The 15,757-nt window shown below is 42.7% G+C and carries 13 protein-coding genes; 10 read left to right on the forward strand and 3 right to left on the reverse strand.

The window, feature by feature from the left end; all coding sequences use genetic code 11:
• Positions 1-54 precede the first annotated feature (54 nt).
• On the reverse strand, positions 55-2,523 hold the full coding sequence (gene plsB, locus BDE27_RS18670) for a glycerol-3-phosphate 1-O-acyltransferase PlsB (RefSeq protein ID WP_099131482.1): 2,469 nt from the start codon (positions 2,521-2,523) through the stop codon (positions 55-57).
• Between the two features lie 136 nt (positions 2,524-2,659).
• On the opposite strand from plsB, the gene BDE27_RS18675 reads away from it, so the two are divergent.
• Together BDE27_RS18675 and lexA are read left to right on the forward strand one after the other, a co-directional pair.
• On the forward strand, positions 2,660-3,031 hold the full coding sequence (locus tag BDE27_RS18675; protein WP_099131483.1) for a diacylglycerol kinase: 372 nt from the start codon (positions 2,660-2,662) through the stop codon (positions 3,029-3,031).
• Between the two features lie 118 nt (positions 3,032-3,149).
• Positions 3,150-3,764 (forward strand): transcriptional repressor LexA, encoded by a 615-nt coding sequence (lexA, locus tag BDE27_RS18680; RefSeq protein WP_099131484.1) that lies wholly within the window; start codon positions 3,150-3,152, stop codon positions 3,762-3,764.
• A 149-nt stretch (positions 3,765-3,913) separates the two neighbouring features.
• On the opposite strand, the gene zur is transcribed toward lexA, so the two are convergent.
• Positions 3,914-4,426 (reverse strand): zinc uptake transcriptional repressor Zur, encoded by a 513-nt coding sequence (gene zur, locus BDE27_RS18685; RefSeq protein ID WP_099131485.1) that lies wholly within the window; start codon positions 4,424-4,426, stop codon positions 3,914-3,916.
• Between the two features lie 560 nt (positions 4,427-4,986).
• On the opposite strand from zur, the gene BDE27_RS18690 reads away from it, so the two are divergent.
• The 3 genes from BDE27_RS18690 to dusA all read left to right on the forward strand — a co-directional run bounded on the left by BDE27_RS18690 (position 4,987) and on the right by dusA (position 8,297).
• Entirely contained in the window at positions 4,987-6,045 is a 1,059-nt protein-coding gene (locus BDE27_RS18690; protein WP_244208843.1) for a DUF1266 domain-containing protein, read from the forward strand.
• A 72-nt stretch (positions 6,046-6,117) separates the two neighbouring features.
• Complete coding sequence (locus BDE27_RS18695; RefSeq protein ID WP_099131487.1) at positions 6,118-7,131, forward strand: PDDEXK family nuclease; 1,014 nt, start codon at positions 6,118-6,120, stop codon at positions 7,129-7,131.
• A 191-nt stretch (positions 7,132-7,322) separates the two neighbouring features.
• On the forward strand, positions 7,323-8,297 hold the full coding sequence (gene dusA, locus BDE27_RS18700; protein ID WP_099131488.1) for a tRNA dihydrouridine(20/20a) synthase DusA: 975 nt from the start codon (positions 7,323-7,325) through the stop codon (positions 8,295-8,297).
• A gap of 25 nt (positions 8,298-8,322) precedes the next feature.
• Here dusA and BDE27_RS18705 read toward each other — a convergent pair whose 3' ends face one another.
• Positions 8,323-9,306, reverse strand: a complete 984-nt coding sequence (locus BDE27_RS18705) for a quinone oxidoreductase (protein WP_099131489.1) — start codon at positions 9,304-9,306, stop codon at positions 8,323-8,325.
• Positions 9,307-9,488: 182 nt separating this feature from the next.
• On the opposite strand from BDE27_RS18705, the gene dnaB reads away from it, so the two are divergent.
• The 5 genes from dnaB to BDE27_RS18730 all read left to right on the forward strand — a co-directional run bounded on the left by dnaB (position 9,489) and on the right by BDE27_RS18730 (position 15,638).
• Positions 9,489-10,898: a replicative DNA helicase gene (dnaB, locus tag BDE27_RS18710; RefSeq protein ID WP_099131490.1), complete on the forward strand. Its 1,410-nt coding sequence runs from the start codon at positions 9,489-9,491 to the stop codon at positions 10,896-10,898.
• 102 nt (positions 10,899-11,000) lie between these two features.
• On the forward strand, positions 11,001-12,080 hold the full coding sequence (gene alr, locus BDE27_RS18715; RefSeq protein ID WP_099131491.1) for an alanine racemase: 1,080 nt from the start codon (positions 11,001-11,003) through the stop codon (positions 12,078-12,080).
• Positions 12,081-12,145: 65 nt separating this feature from the next.
• Positions 12,146-13,342, forward strand: coding sequence for an amino acid aminotransferase (locus tag BDE27_RS18720; protein ID WP_099131492.1), 1,197 nt, complete (start codon positions 12,146-12,148; stop codon positions 13,340-13,342).
• Positions 13,343-13,782: 440 nt separating this feature from the next.
• Positions 13,783-14,514 (forward strand): RNA ligase family protein, encoded by a 732-nt coding sequence (locus BDE27_RS18725; protein ID WP_099131493.1) that lies wholly within the window; start codon positions 13,783-13,785, stop codon positions 14,512-14,514.
• On the forward strand, positions 14,511-15,638 hold the full coding sequence (locus BDE27_RS18730; protein ID WP_099131494.1) for an AAA family ATPase: 1,128 nt from the start codon (positions 14,511-14,513) through the stop codon (positions 15,636-15,638). Before BDE27_RS18725 ends, BDE27_RS18730 begins: the two co-directional genes overlap by 4 nt.
• Positions 15,639-15,757: the final 119 nt, after the last annotated feature.

Raw genomic sequence — 15,757 nt, forward strand, 5'->3', positions numbered from 1 at the left:
CTTTAATATAACGGGCGGTAATCCGCCCGTTAATTTCTGACCTGTTTGGTGTCGTTATTGCTGTTCTTGTGTTACCTGTGCAGGTTCATTTTGTTCTGGTGGCATACTAACACTTTCAATCGTCAAGCGAATTTCAGGTGACATCAGCTCACTCAATACATGATAGAGTTCCTGGGCACTGGTTGTAATCATATCGCCGCTGTCTTGAATATAACTTTCTTCGCGCAGCGTATTGACCGAACAAGCAAAAACTGCCTTGTCGAAGAACTCCGGCGCATTGATGCCATGCAGAACTGACAGACGTTGTGCCAGCATCCGGCTCTCTTTTTCCAGTACACCACGGCTGATTTCAGGTGTGGCATTCAACAAAGAGAGTGTAATGGCATAACGTTGCAGCGTTTCCCTGATGCCAGCTGCCAGCAATTGCAGTGGGCGAATACGCGCAGGATTTAGCACCAGCATTCCTTGCTCTTTGTTGCAGATAAGGCCTTGGCGTGCCAGCTCATCAATCAAGGTATTGACGACGTCAGGGAGTGTTTCTTTGCTGTAACGCATGAAAAGTTCCTGCTTGATCAGCGGATAAATCAACGCTACCTGTCTGAGCAATTCACTGCGACTAATGCGGCGGTGATGCATAATAATACTGGTAATCAGGGATGGCAGGATCAATAAGTGCTGGATATTATTACGATAATAAGTCATCAATACCGCGCTTTCACGTGGCAGGATAATAATATCTCCCAGACTATCTTTCTCGACTTCAAACTTATTCATCATAAGAGCATGATCTAACAACTCTTCTGCGGTTTGGTTTGGCACTGTGATATCGTCAGTGTAAGGCACATTACGCAGTAATTGCAGATAGCAATCCAACTGCTCAATAAGTTGTTCACGAGTAAGTGCTCGCTGACGTGATGACAACAATGCTGTAGTGCATAAATTAATAGCATTAGCGGCGGCAGCATTATTGATATTGACCATAATATTGTCAGCCAGTTTACTGACTGTTGGCGTCAGCCATGTTGGACGCTGAGATTCTATTGGATCAATGGAATCACGCCACTCTGGTACATGCTGATTCAGGTATTGTGTCAACGGGATCGGTTCACCAAAATTCACGTAACCTTGTCCCAGATTACGTAATTTGCGCAACCCTCGAACCATCTGGAAAAAGCCTTCTTTTTCCTTGGTTGCACCGCGCAGCTCTTTGGCATATGTTGCCACTTCCATCACATGTTCATAACCGATATAGATCGGCACAATCGTGATTGGACGAGATTCTCCCCGCAGCATAGCTTGCAAGGTCATGGAGAGCGTCCCCGTTTTGGGATCAAGCAAACGACCAGTACGGGAGCGTCCTCCTTCGACAAAGTATTCAACCGAATAACCGCGGGTAAACAACTCACCGAGGTATTCACGAAAGATGGTTGAATAGAGCTTATTGCCTTTAAACGTACGGCGGATAAAGAACGCACCAAGACGACGGAATATCGGACCAGCAGGCCAGAAATTCAGGTTAATGCCCGCAGCAATGTGTGGTGGAACCAGCCCTTGGTGATAGAGCACATAAGAGAGCAGAAGATAGTCCATATGGCTGCGATGGCATGGAACATAAACCAGTTCATGACCATCCTGTGCCAACTGGCGAACTCGTTCGGCGTTATGAACATTGATGCCTTGATACAAACGGTTCCAGGTCCAACTTAAAACCCGATCGGTCAAGCGTACGGTTTCATAGGAGAAATTTGCAGCAATCTCTTCCAACATATTGATGGCGTTCTGCTTTGCCTTTTCGGGAGAGATTTTCTTGCTACGGGCTTCATCAGCAATCGCTTTTTCTATTGCTTTTGATGTCAGTAACTTGTTGAACAGATCCTGTCTGGCAGGCAAACGAGGCCCAACCGCCGCAAGACGCTGGCGGGAATAGTGCATCCGAGCCACACGGGCGAGTTTATTGGCGATGATATTATCTGTACCATGCTCGTCGGCCATACGGCGTAAAGACACAGGTGTGGAGAAACGGACAAAACTATCCCGTCCAAGCCATAAGATCGCAAAAAACTTCTGCACGCCATTTAGCAAGCGTAATTGTGGGGTTGTATGCCCTTCTTGCCCTTCGCGTCCTGGGGAACGGCCAAACATGACGGAAACGGGCACCATCTGGATATCCAGATCGGGATTATTGTGATGCAAGTCCAGATAAGAGTGGAAAATTCTCACAGATTCATGTTTTGGCGCATAACAACGGAACACACGTGGACCATTATCGATAAAGACACAACTGGGAAGCTGTGTATCACCAATTTCCAAAGGGTTCAACGGATCGGGCAGATCTTGCGCCAGACATTGTTGACGTAGAGTCAATAAGTCTGTTTTTGATCGATACGGCAGTATATACAAAATAGGCCGAGTCGTATCAAGACGCAGTTCTGCAATAGGATCCGTAGGGATTAGTTTACTTTTTACTAATAATTTTAGTGGTAAATTCAATAACTTATAATATATTTTACGCCAACCTGACATAACTGCTTTAAGCCTCTTGTTAGCAATGCATCGCAAGGATACCAGAAACAAGTTTTGAGATCTGTGTAAATAAGACAATAATAAGAGCTAAAAGTTATATATCCATACAATCATGAAGTTCATTAAAGAAATTTTTATGGCAAATCAATCAACAGGTTTAAGCCGTATCATTAAAGCGGCTGGGTATTCGGTGAAAGGAATCAAGGCTGCATGGCAAAATGAAGCGGCATTTCGGCAGGAAGCAATTGCTGCCATACTTGCGATCATTATTGCATTTTCTTTAGATTTTGGCTTACATGAGAGACTCCTCCTGATTGGCTCTGTTATGCTGGTGGTCATTGTCGAAATCCTCAATAGTGCCATAGAAGCAGTCGTGGATCGCGTCGGTAGTGAATATCATGAATTATCAGGTCGAGCGAAAGATATGGGGTCTGCAGCTGTGTTGCTTACCATACTTTTGGCGTTGTTTATTTGGGGAATGATCTTTTGGTCGCATTTTATGCACTGAGGTAGTGTGTGTTTTCATCAGATACGTTATTTAGCTGCTTTTACATGCTGACAGGTTCCCAATTCGACTTTACCTGTATATACTCACAGTCTGACTGTATAAACAAACAGGGGGCGAAATGAAAGCATTAACTGCCAGGCAGCAGCAAGTCTATGACTTGGTGCGTGATCATATTTCGCAAACGGGTATGCCACCAACACGTGCTGAAATTGCAGCGCGACTTGGTTTTCGTTCACCTAACGCAGCAGAAGAGCATTTAAAGGCACTTGCGCGTAAAGGGGTGATAGAGATTATCTCTGGTGCGTCCAGAGGTATCCGTTTGCTGCTTGAAGAAGATGAAGGGGCAGGATTGCCGTTGATCGGTCGTGTTGCTGCTGGGGAACCACTACTGGCTCAGGAACACATCGAAAGTCACTATAAGGTTGATCCTGAATTATTCAAACCAAGCGCTGACTTTCTGTTACGTGTCAGTGGGATGTCCATGAAAGACATTGGGATTATGGACGGAGATTTACTGGCTGTACATAAAACACAGGATGTTCATAATGGGCAAGTCATTGTGGCGCGCATTGAAGATGAAGTCACAGTAAAACGCTTCAAACAAACAGGAAATAAAATTGAACTGATTGCTGAAAATCCGGAATTTAAACCCATTGTTGTTGATTTGAGCGAGCAGAATTTCACTATTGAAGGATTGGCAGTCGGCGTTATTCGTAGCGGGGACTGGTTCTGATTGTAAAGGCGGATAATTGCAGTTTGCCATTCTGGGGCGGTCATTTTTCCCAGAACCCGTTAAACTTAAGTTTAACGGGAACTTGAAAAATATAAGATTATATTAGCTATGACCGCCTCATTGCCCAATTTGGCTTCGAGTGTTTTTTCTTATTTCTTTTTATTTTCTTCAACCGAATGATTGTGCTGGCATATATCGCGCTCTGTACAGGATTCAATCTCATGGCAGGAAGAACACATGCCATGCACTTCTATCACGCTATTTCGCAAATGAAATCCCGTACCTTGCGCTAACTGTTGAATAGCTGATTCAATATCCTTTGCATCCTTTTCGGTTACTGAACCACAAAATTCACAGATAAACATTGCCGAAGTATGGTATGGCTCTTCAAAATGATGGCAAAGCACATAGCTATTTGTAGATTCTATTTTGTGAATAAAACCTTGTTCAAGCAGAAACTCCAATCCACGATAAACGGTTGGAGGCTTGGCTTGTGGCTCGACTTCACGCAATAAATCCAGCAAATCATAAGCGCTTATCGCGCTAGGCTGTTCAGTGATTAAACGAAGAATTTCAAGGCGTTGAGGTGTCAAACGAACCCCTCTTGACAGGCAGATTGTTTCAGCCTGTGCCAGTAACTTTTTTTGATTGATAGTTTTCATTACACCTCTCACACCTAACACGATGCTAATGACTTTAATGTTATCATGTTTTTTAACCTGAGAGTGGGATCGATATGATGTTCAGTTCTCGTCTGATGTGTAACATACCTGTGAAGAAAAGTGGTTAACTTGTCATGATGGGATACTTGAAAATAAAATTAATCCGTGGATAAGAACAATAAAATGGGCTGAAAAACGGAGAAAATAAAACTGAAAATATTGGATAATATCTGAGGGTTTAAGTTAATTTATCTGGATAATTATATTGAAAATTAAAATTATATGTTGTTTGAATATGTCACTCTTCATAATTAACACTGTAAATAGTATTCTCCATTACTAATATTAGGCATGGTTTATAATGATTAATAATAAAAGCGGTTTATTCTAATGGTTCTACTTAGGAAAGAAAAAGATTTTAACATTAAAGAATTCAAAATACATCTTACTTAATTAATGGATTAAAAATGAAAGAATTATTGCAAAACCACCCGAATAATAGAAGGTTTCCTGTTAATGGTTTTCGGATAATCAAAAATATCCTCAAGGAAAGAAAAAGTGTGACATTTCTTAAGCCTATTCAGGCAGTTGGTTTAAGTGCTCTTTATATTGCAACACTTTTGTTAGGGATATTATCGACCGGAATAACGATACTGATCTTTGATGATAATAACGTATCTTCAAAGGGATATATACTTTGGGCTAGCTTGATTGGCTTGAGCTTACTTGGTATATATCTCTCCACTTACAGTTTCCAACGCATCAAAAATCTCCCTATTACCGAACAGAAACGTTATTACTTACAGGCAAAGTATTCTGTTTTGCCGGAAGAAAAGCGTCAGGCATTGCGTTTGCATATCGTTAGTTGTTATTACGATGGTTTTTGGACAGAAACATTAGAACATTACCCTTTAAAAAGCCGTGTTTCTCGCGATAATTACCAATACCGTATCTTGCCCTTATCTGATGCAGAGCCTCATCAGTCTCAAGTCTATACAGATTGGGGAATACTTAATGAAAAAGATTATTGGAAAGTACTGCATGACTTATGGGCAGGAATGCACTCAGAGCGTTTTGCGGTTGATGCGGTTTTTACCGATGGAGAAATGTTTAAGGTACTTGGCAGTTTAATTGAAGAGCCAGAGGAATATGTACAGCAATGTTCTCGATCAATTAATGAACGTCCGCCCGTTTTACTTTGGGGATTTGATCTCTGGCGAGCGATTGTTTTGAGCCGAAATTGTTTTGCTGCGGGTTATATTAGTGAAGAAACGGCGTGGAAAAATATACTAAAAACAGCCGATTATGTTTATGAAATTTTTGGCAGCTTCGATGAATTCCACACGAATTATCGGTTAGGTAATGCCTATTGGAGCCGGAATTTTGACACAGCGAAAGGACGCCTGAAAGCGTTTTGGTTTTATAAGGAACATTGTGACTGGCCGATGGCTCAATTACCTTGGCCAAACCCGAAAGGTATCTTTATGGAACAATATATGAAAGATGGTTTTGCTAATGCGGTCAATTCCATATTGCGCGATCAACAAATGGAAGATTCACTCGACGACGAAGTCATGGATGAGGATAGTAGCCATACTGCAATTCGTGTATTGCATTAATAACATGTAGGGATAGGTATGTATACTATATGGCACAAAGGAACGATTTAAAAAAATAATATGAGTACAAACATGGCAATATATGAATTAACACAGGATAGGTTAATAGAAGTTGAAATGACTTCATTTGAGGCAGAGAAGCTGAAAGAACGACAAGACATTCAGCGTCTTTTAAAATCACAAATTGGAGCCATTAGTCCAGATACATTAGTGATTGCAGAAGAATATAGTCATTTTGTTGGTTCTAATCGCCGCCTTGATTTACTTGGTATCGATAAGTCTGCCAATCTCGTCGTCATAGAGCTTAAGCGGGATGACGATGGTGGTCATATGGAACTTCAGGCGATTCGGTACGCAGCTATGGTTTCGAATCTAACGTGGGAGCAGGCTGTTAGTGCCTACAGGGAATTTTTGAGTCAAACGGGACAGGATATTGATGCTGAAAGTTCGTTGTTGGATTTTCTGGCCTGGGACTCTCCACAGCATAGTGATTTTGCTAAAGAAACACGTATCGTTTTAGCTGCTTTTGGTTTTTCTAAAGAGATTACGACATCGGTTTTGTGGATGAATGATATAGGAATGGATATAACTTGTGTTCGTCTTCAACCTTTTCGAGTAAATGAAAAACTTTTATTGAATGTTGAGCAAATTATTCCTCTTCCCGAAGCGGTAGATTACCAGATAAAGGTACGCCATAAAAATCGGGAAAAGAGAGTTGTTAGCAATGAAAAAGATCACTCATCACTTAATCTGTATGTTAATGGAATACCTTACCAGCAAGGATTCCGTAAGTCAGATATTGGTTTTTATACAGTTAAAGCACTTGAGGAGCATCAATTAATTGATGAGTCTGGTTTTAGCTATCTCCGAAATAATAAAGCTTGTTCGTTTCAATTGCTGAAAAAATATGAAGAAATTAAAGGAACTGGAGATAAATACAAAAAATATCGCACTCAGTTAGAGCCTGAGTTTGATTATCAAGGTGAGGGGTACTACATCGCTCGAAATTGGAGCCTTTCTAGTACAAATCGATTTATTAATGAAATTCAAGAGAAATTCTCGTCACTACACTTTGAATGGAGCTAATTCAAGTATTCATTTTTGGTTGAGTTTGAAGCGATCCTTTTCGCTCTGTATAATCGCTCGCCTTGGATAATTTGGGGGGAGTTTGTGCTCCCCCCTTAATATCTCCTAATGGCTGAATAAGCCGAAATAAACCAGAATATAAAGTGGCGATATCGGCGCTATCTTTTTGATTTTTAAACGAGGTTTGTGATATGCACCCATCATCCCGCTTCTCCGTTGCGCCCATGCTCGACTGGACTGACCGCCATTGTCGTTACTTTCATCGTTTATTGAGTAAGGAAGCGCTGCTTTACACGGAAATGGTTACAACGGGGGCGATTATTCATGGCAAAGGGGATTATCTGGCCTATAACGAGCAAGAGCATCCATTGGCACTGCAATTGGGGGGCAGTGATCCTCAGGCATTAGCACAGTGTGCTAGGATCGCGCAGGAAAGAGGCTATAATGAGATCAATCTGAATGTGGGTTGTCCTTCTGATCGTGTGCAGAATGGCCGTTTTGGTGCTTGCCTGATGGGAGAAGCAGCGCTGGTAGCTGATTGTATTAAAGCAATGCAGGATATAGTGGATATTCCTGTTACCGTTAAAACCCGCATCGGAATTGATGAACAGGATAGCTACGAGTTTCTGTGTGATTTCATTGATACTGTCGTGAAAAACAGCGATTGCGATAATTTTATTATCCATGCACGTAAAGCGTGGCTGTCTGGTTTAAGCCCGAAAGAAAACCGTGAAATTCCACCTTTAGATTACCCGCGAGTCTATCAATTGAAACGGGATTTCCCTCAATTGACGCTTTCAATTAATGGCGGCATTAAATCACTGGAAGAAGCCAAACAACATTTGCAGTATATGGATGGTGTGATGGTTGGGCGAGAGGCCTACCAAAATCCATCTATTCTGGCACATGTAGATCATGAATTGTTCGACCAAACAGTTCCAGTGACCAATACGGTTGAGGCCGTTAAAGCGTTTTATCCTTATATCGAACAAGAACTATCCAAAGGCACTTATTTAGGGCATATCACCCGCCATATTTTAGGCATTTTCCAGGGGATACCTGGGGCACGTCAGTGGCGTCGTCATTTAAGTGAAAACGCCCATAAGCAGGGCGCTGATATTATGGTTGTTGAAAAAGCGTTGAAAATGGTGACAGAGCGGATGTAAATCCGCTCAGGAATTTTGTCTGAAATTATGGAATCAATAAGTTGGAACCGTGGGTTGCACGGTTTTCCAGCGTCTGGTGTGCTCTTACTGCTTCTCTCAATGGAAATTTCTGGTTTTCTGGTACATCCACATTGATTTTGCCGCTGGCAATTAAAGCAAACAATGTCTTGCTGGCTTCTGCCAACTCTTCGCGGGTGGTGATATAGTCATTAAGAGAAGGGCGGGTGAGAAACAGTGAACCTTTCTGATTGAGGATACCCAAATTTACTCCAGTTACCGGCCCTGAAGCGTTACCAAAACTGACCATCAAACCTTGTCGTTTCAGGCAATCCAGTGAATCCAGCCATGTCTCTTTACCAACAGAATCGTATACGACACCAACTTTTTCTCCGCCAGTAATAGCCAGGACACGTTCCACAATATTCTCGCGACGATAGTTGATGGTTTGCCATGCTCCTGCTGCTTTGGCGAGTGCCGCTTTTTCATCTGAACCTACTGTGCCAATCAATTTCGCACCCAATGCTTTTGCCCATTGGCAGGCAATCAAACCAACACCACCAGCGGCAGCATGAAATAGAATTGTTTCTCCTGGCAGGAGCTTATGTGTTAAATTGAACAGATAATAAACAGTCAGACCTTTTAAAAATGACGCAGCAGCTTGTTCGAACGAGATCTCATCCGGCAACAGCGCTAATTTACTTTCAGAAACGTTGTGTATTTCACTGTAAGCACCTAAGGCTGACTGGGCATAAACCACACGATCACCGACTTTAATTGATGTCACATTGGAGCCAACTTTAGTGACAATGCCTGCGGCTTCTGTTCCCAAGCCACAGGGCAGGCTGGCGGGTGGATATAAGCCACTGCGTATGTAGGTATCGATATAATTAATGCCGATAGCTTTGTTTGCGACTTGTACTTCATCGGGAGCAAGGTCAGCAGGTGTAAATTCACAATATCGGAGTACTTCTGGGCCGCCAATAGCGGATAATTCGATGTGTTTTGCCATGGTAACTCTCTCATTATGTTAGAAATATTGGGAACAGCCTCGCACGTTTGCAATGAAATAGCTGTAAATAGCGTTAATGTATCTGAAATCATTACAGACTATATATAATTACTCAAGGCTGTTTTCATGGCGTATACTGATACCCTATTTCGTTTTTTGTTTAGTGGATTGATGCGATATACATGGCTGGAAAAAAACCAACTAACAACAGTATGGCTGAACCAAAAGATCGCCAAGTGGAAGGGCTGAAACTTCCACCACACTCTTTGGAAGCAGAGCAATCCGTGTTAGGCGGTTTGATGCTGGATAATGAACGTTGGGATAGTGTATCCGAACGGGTTACCAGCAATGACTTTTTTAGCCGACCACACAGGCGTATTTTCTCTGAAATGCAGCGTTTGCTCGAAACAGGCAAACCTATCGACCTGATCACATTATCGGAATCTCTTGAACAGAATGGCGAACTCGATAATGTCGGAGGGTTTGCCTATCTTGCTGAATTGTCGAAAAATACCCCAAGTGCCGCGAATATCAATGCTTATGCTGATATTGTCCGAGAACGTGCGGTAGTACGCGATATGATCGCGGTAGCCAATGAAATTGCCGATGCAGGATATGATCCACAAGGGCGAACCAGCGAAGAGCTGTTGGATTTGGCTGAATCACGTGTATTCCAGATCGCAGAAAATCGGGCAAATAAAGACGAGGGCCCGAAAGGCATTGAACAGATCTTGGAAGAAACCGTTGAACGAATTGAGCAACTCTATCAGCGCCCGCATGATGGCGTAACAGGCGTTTCTACCGGCTATCAAGATCTGGATAAGAAAACAGCAGGATTGCAAAAATCAGATTTAGTTATCGTAGCGGCGCGTCCTTCAATGGGTAAAACGACTTTTGCGATGAACCTGTGTGAAAACGCGGCAATGATGCAGGATAAGCCTGTTTTGATTTTCAGCCTTGAGATGCCAGGCAATCAGATTATGATGCGTATGCTGGCGTCCCTGTCCCGCGTAGACCAAACACGTATTCGTACTGGTCAGCTTGATGATGAGGATTGGGCTCGAATTTCCAGCACGATGGGAATTTTGCTGGAAAAACGCAATATGTATATCGATGACTCATCCGGTTTGACGCCAACAGAAGTACGTTCCCGTGCGCGACGAGTTTTCCGCGAACACGGTGGGCTCAGTTTGATTATGATCGACTACCTGCAATTGATGCGAGTACCTTCTTTATCTGACAACCGAACACTGGAAATAGCGGAAATATCCCGCTCACTGAAAGCACTGGCAAAAGAACTTCAGGTGCCGGTTGTTGCGCTCTCCCAGCTTAACCGTAGTTTGGAACAGCGAGCCGATAAGCGTCCGGTTAACTCTGATCTGCGTGAATCAGGCTCTATCGAACAGGATGCTGATTTGATCATGTTTATCTATCGTGACGAGGTTTATCACGATAATAGTGAACTGAAAGGAGTGGCGGAAATCATTCTTGGTAAACAGCGTAACGGCCCTATAGGCACAGTAAGGCTGACATTTAATGGTCAATGGTCACGATTCGATAATTATGCTGGGCCGAGTTACAGTGACGAATAAATCCAAGTGCCTATCGTTCGTGTTCAAATGACTTCAATAATCAGCATCGAAGATAGGCTGTTATTATCAAACCTGACTGAAAAATTATAAAAAGGGGATGGAATGAAAGCGGCAACTGCTGTTATCGACCGCCGCGCTCTGCGACACAATTTGCAACAGGTGAGAGTACAAGCTCCTGATAGTAAACTAATTGCAGTTGTGAAAGCAAACGCCTATGGACATGGTTTATTAGAAACTGCGTACACAATGGAAGATGCTGATTGCTTTGGTGTCGCTCGTATTGGGGAAGCGTTTGCCCTGCGCAGTGGCGGGATCGTCAAGCCAATCTTGCTATTAGAAGGTTTTTTTGAAGCGGCGGATCTCCCCGTTTTAGTCGTCAATCATATTGAAACCGTGGTGCATAGCATTGAGCAGCTTGAAATATTGGAGCAGGCGGATTTGTCCCATCCGATTAAAGTGTGGATGAAACTCGATACAGGAATGCACCGTCTGGGTATCAGGATCGATGAAGCAGATGCATTTTATCAACGTCTGAGCCGCTGTCGTAATGTTGAGCAACCCGTTAATATCATCAGTCATTTTAGCCGTGCAGATGAGCCTACAATTGAAACGACCCAGCAACAAATTGAGCGCTTTATGGCATTTATTGTGGATAAAGCTGGCGAGAAATCCATCTCTGCATCAGGGGGGATTTTATTATGGCCAAAGGCGCATTTGGACTGGGTTCGTCCCGGCATCATGATGTATGGTGCTTCACCAATGGCAGATAAAACCGCTGCCGATTTTAATTTACTCCCTGCTATGACACTCAAATCCAGCTTAATCGCCGTACGTAAACACAAAGCGGGGGAAGCGGTAGGATATGGAGGTACGTGGAGCAGTGAACGAGACACATGTCTTGGCGTTGTGGCAATGGGATATGGTGATGGCTATCCCCGCAGTGCACCTGTCGGTACGCCAGTATTTATCAATGGTCGGGAAGTGCCACTTGTTGGTCGTGTATCTATGGATATGATTACTGTGGATCTGGGACCAACATGCCAGGATAAAGTTGGGGATGAAGTTATCCTTTGGGGGAATGCCCTGCCAGTTGAAAAAATTGCGGAGCATTCGGGGATCAGCGCATATGAGCTGATTACGAAACTGACCTCACGTGTTGCGATGGAATATCTAGACGAATAATCAGGGTAAGTTATATTGTCTTTTATCTCATCTTTTGTATCACTTGTAGCAGGGAATATAACGTCATGTTTCAAAATGTTGATGCGTACGCGGGCGATCCTATCCTGTCGTTAATGGAAGAATTTAAAAACGATCCCCGCACAGAAAAAATTAATTTGGGCATCGGGCTGTATTACGATGAACAGGGAATAACCCCAAAATTGCAGGCTGTTGCAACTGCTGAAGAACAAATGAAGGCTTTGCCACAGTCTGCTTCTCTTTACCTCCCAATGGAAGGATTGCTTGCCTATCGCACGGCAGTTCAGGAATTGCTGTTTGGCAAAGAGCACTCACTGTTAAATCAGCAACGTATTGCCACCATTCAAACATTGGGTGGCTCCGGCGCATTAAAAGTAGGGGCTGATTTTTTACACCGTTATTTCCCTGATTCTGAAGTATGGTGCAGTGATCCGACGTGGGAAAATCATGCCGCTATTTTTGCCGGAGCAGGCATCAAAGTGAATTATTACCCTTATTTTGATGATAAAACCAAAGGGGTAAAATTTGACGAAATGCTGGCAACATTCAAGCAATTACCAACAAAAAGTATTATTTTGATGCATCCTTGTTGCCATAACCCAACGGGTTCTGATCTCACCAATGACCAATGGGATCAGGTGATTCAGGTTGCGAAAGAGCGGGAATTGCTTCCTTTCCTTGATATCGCTTATCAGGGATTTGCCGATGGCATGGAAGAAGATGCTTACGCAATCCGTGCAATGGCAAATGCGGGGCTGCCTTGTTTGGTCAGCAACTCATTCTCGAAAATTTTCTCGCTGTATGGTGAGCGCGTTGGTGGTTTATCGGTTATCAGTGATGATGCAAAAGTAACTGAGTGTGTCTTGGGACAATTGAAAGCAGCGGTGCGCCGCATTTACTCCAGCCCTCCAAATTTTGGGGCGCAGATTGTTGCTAGGGTGTTAAGTAACCCCGAATTAAAAAACCAATGGTTGGATGAGGTTGAACGGATGCGCTTGCGTATTCTGGAAATGCGGACAGTATTGGTAAATGCCCTACAACAGGCACTGCCAGAGAAGAACTTTGATCATTTACTGAAACAGCGTGGAATGTTCAGTTATACCGGATTCAGTCAGGCACAAGTTGATAGATTACGTGAAGAATTTGGTGTCTATCTGGTCGGTTCTGGCCGCGTTTGCATGGCTGGCGTGAATTATCACAACGTGCAACGCATTGCGGAGGCGTTTGCTGCGGTGAGTCAGTAATTTTATTGCCTGCACGCAAAGAAAATTAGAAAAACGATTGATAATTACAATTGTTAACCATTCCAAGCCGTTCAGTGAGCGGCTTTATAGAATATCTCGTATAATGAGATGAAGTGGTCTGCCATATTACAGTTATGGCTACTGTAGCCAAAAATAGAAGATTTTTATTGGTTATTTGTGGTCCAAGCCTGTTCGTTGTGTCAATTTATTACAGATTCATATACAGTAGCCACCTGAAATTTTAATACTTTCCTGTGACTTCAATATTAAACTCAATCGAATATCTAACTTAACTTTTTCCCATGAAAAGGTTAACTGAATGGAAATAAATAAAATGTAATACCAACTCTTGAACTCTTTCATCAGTTATTCAGATGAATATTAATCTGTAAAAGCACTATTGTTTTTATTGGGATAATTATCAAAAGAGTTAACGCATTATGGATATGCAATCAAGAAAGTATGGTAGAACGTTCCATTACCCGTTCTCGCCAGGCACGACTAGTGATGATCGTATTAATCATCATTGGTGGCACGATATGAAAAAAATTAAGCAGCTTATTTATACCGAAAAGTTGGATGGTGAGAATAATTGTTTGAATCGCTATGGTGTATTTGCCCGTTCACATGCTGCACCAACACAATCGGCATGGACCCAACAAATTCGTCAGCGTTGGCAGTTGCTTAAAGATGATTTAGGTGATATCGAGATCTTTGGTGAAAATCTTTATGCCATTCACTCCATTGAATATCGCCATCTTGAAGAATATTTCTTTGTGTTTGCTGTGCGTATTAAAGATTATTGGCTCAGTTGGGAAGACGTTAAATTTTATGCTGCATTATTCGATTTTCCGACTGTGCCTGAAATCAATCTTCCTGAAATACAGAACGAATCGGCATTTATGCAAAATATTATTGAAACGGCAAAGCAGGGGAGTTGCTTTTCTTCGTTGGATACACAAACAGGGAAGCCATGCTCAATGGAAGGCATTGTCAGCCGAGATGCAGGCGAGTATTTGGTGACTGATTTTCCGCATCATGTTTTTAAATATGTACGAAAAAATCACGTCAAGACGAATATTCATTGGAAGCGGCATTGGCAAAGGGCACCTTTATATTTCGAGCATCTTTCTGGTTCAGATAGATATAGTGAAAAAGGAGAAAGGGAATGAATTGGGTATTCAGCCACCATAAATCATGGGATTATTTATCTTCAGCTTTCTCTTTTATCACTGATATGGAGGGGGTTCAACAAGATCCTATTCATCATGCCGAAGGTGATGTTGCGATCCACACTCAAATGGTATTGACTGCATTGGCGCAATTGCCTGAATATTCATTATTGGTTCCAGAAGAACAGGAAATTCTTTGGGCGGCAGCATTGTTACACGATGTAGAGAAACGCAATACGACGCGGGTAAATTGGGATGGGCGCATTATTTCTCCGGGACACGCGCGCAAGGGAGAGTTAACAACCAGGCAAATTCTGTTTCAGCAAATACCAACGCCATTTGCAATACGGGAACAGATAGCTGCGCTTGTACGTTTTCATGGCTTACCATTGTGGTTAATGGAAAAGCCTAACCCACAAAAGGTATTATTGGCAGCATCATTACGTGTCGATACTTATTTACTCGCCTTATTGGCAAAAGCGGATGTATTGGGACGCATATGCCATGATGTACAGGAATTGTTGGGACGTATTGAACTATTTGAACTTTACTGCCGTGAACAAGGCTGCTGGAGGGAGGCACGGGTATTTTCTTCCAGCGATGCTCGTTTCCATTATTTTTCTACGGAGAGTGAACAACCCAATTATCAGCCTTATGATAACTATGGCAGTCAGGTAACTTTGTTGTGTGGATTACCGGGCATGGGTAAAGACCATTTTATCCAGCGGCATGGTGAAGGCATGCCCGTGATTAGCTTGGATATGATTCGTCGCAAGCACCAAATTAGCCCGGAAGATAAGAGTGCCAATGGTTGGGTTGTACAGCAAGCAAAGCAGCAAGCCAGAAATAAGTTACGTGGTGGGCAAGATTTTGTTTGGAATGCTACAAATTTGACAAGGCAGATGCGCCAGCAACTGATCAAATTGTTTGTGAGTTATGATGCCAGAGTTAGGCTTGTTTATATTGAACAAGACTATCAACTCTGGCGGCAACAGAATCGCAATCGTCAATATGCTGTACCGGATAAAGTGATGGATCGGATGCTTAGTAAGTTGGAGGTTCCGACACCTGAAGAGGCGCATGAAGTCTGCTATTTCGTTGATTCGAAGATGTTAAATCGATAACTGCGGAATATGTTGCTGGGGATTTTGGTGAAAAGAAGCTGATTGAAAACATTCAGTTGAAAAAAACAGAAGGCGGCTGGAATATATGCGGCCTTCTGTTTTAATGGTTCAATATAAAT

Source organism: Xenorhabdus ehlersii (assembly GCF_003610465.1).
Classification (GTDB): Bacteria; Pseudomonadota; Gammaproteobacteria; order Enterobacterales; family Enterobacteriaceae; genus Xenorhabdus; species Xenorhabdus ehlersii.

Excerpts from the sequence above, each read along its gene's own strand:
- plsB (WP_099131482.1), bottom strand. The coding sequence starts at position 2,523 with ATGTCAGGTTGGCGTAAAATATATTATAAGTTATTGAATTTACCACTA.
- BDE27_RS18675 (WP_099131483.1), top strand. The coding sequence starts at position 2,660 with ATGGCAAATCAATCAACAGGTTTAAGCCGTATCATTAAAGCGGCTGGG.
- lexA (WP_099131484.1), top strand. The coding sequence starts at position 3,150 with ATGAAAGCATTAACTGCCAGGCAGCAGCAAGTCTATGACTTGGTGCGT.
- zur (WP_099131485.1), bottom strand. The coding sequence starts at position 4,426 with ATGAAAACTATCAATCAAAAAAAGTTACTGGCACAGGCTGAAACAATC.
- BDE27_RS18695 (WP_099131487.1), top strand. The coding sequence starts at position 6,118 with ATGGCAATATATGAATTAACACAGGATAGGTTAATAGAAGTTGAAATG.
- dusA (WP_099131488.1), top strand. The coding sequence starts at position 7,323 with ATGCACCCATCATCCCGCTTCTCCGTTGCGCCCATGCTCGACTGGACT.
- BDE27_RS18705 (WP_099131489.1), bottom strand. The coding sequence starts at position 9,306 with ATGGCAAAACACATCGAATTATCCGCTATTGGCGGCCCAGAAGTACTC.
- dnaB (WP_099131490.1), top strand. The coding sequence starts at position 9,489 with ATGGCTGGAAAAAAACCAACTAACAACAGTATGGCTGAACCAAAAGAT.
- alr (WP_099131491.1), top strand. The coding sequence starts at position 11,001 with ATGAAAGCGGCAACTGCTGTTATCGACCGCCGCGCTCTGCGACACAAT.
- BDE27_RS18720 (WP_099131492.1), top strand. The coding sequence starts at position 12,146 with ATGTTTCAAAATGTTGATGCGTACGCGGGCGATCCTATCCTGTCGTTA.
- BDE27_RS18725 (WP_099131493.1), top strand. The coding sequence starts at position 13,783 with ATGGATATGCAATCAAGAAAGTATGGTAGAACGTTCCATTACCCGTTC.
- BDE27_RS18730 (WP_099131494.1), top strand. The coding sequence starts at position 14,511 with ATGAATTGGGTATTCAGCCACCATAAATCATGGGATTATTTATCTTCA.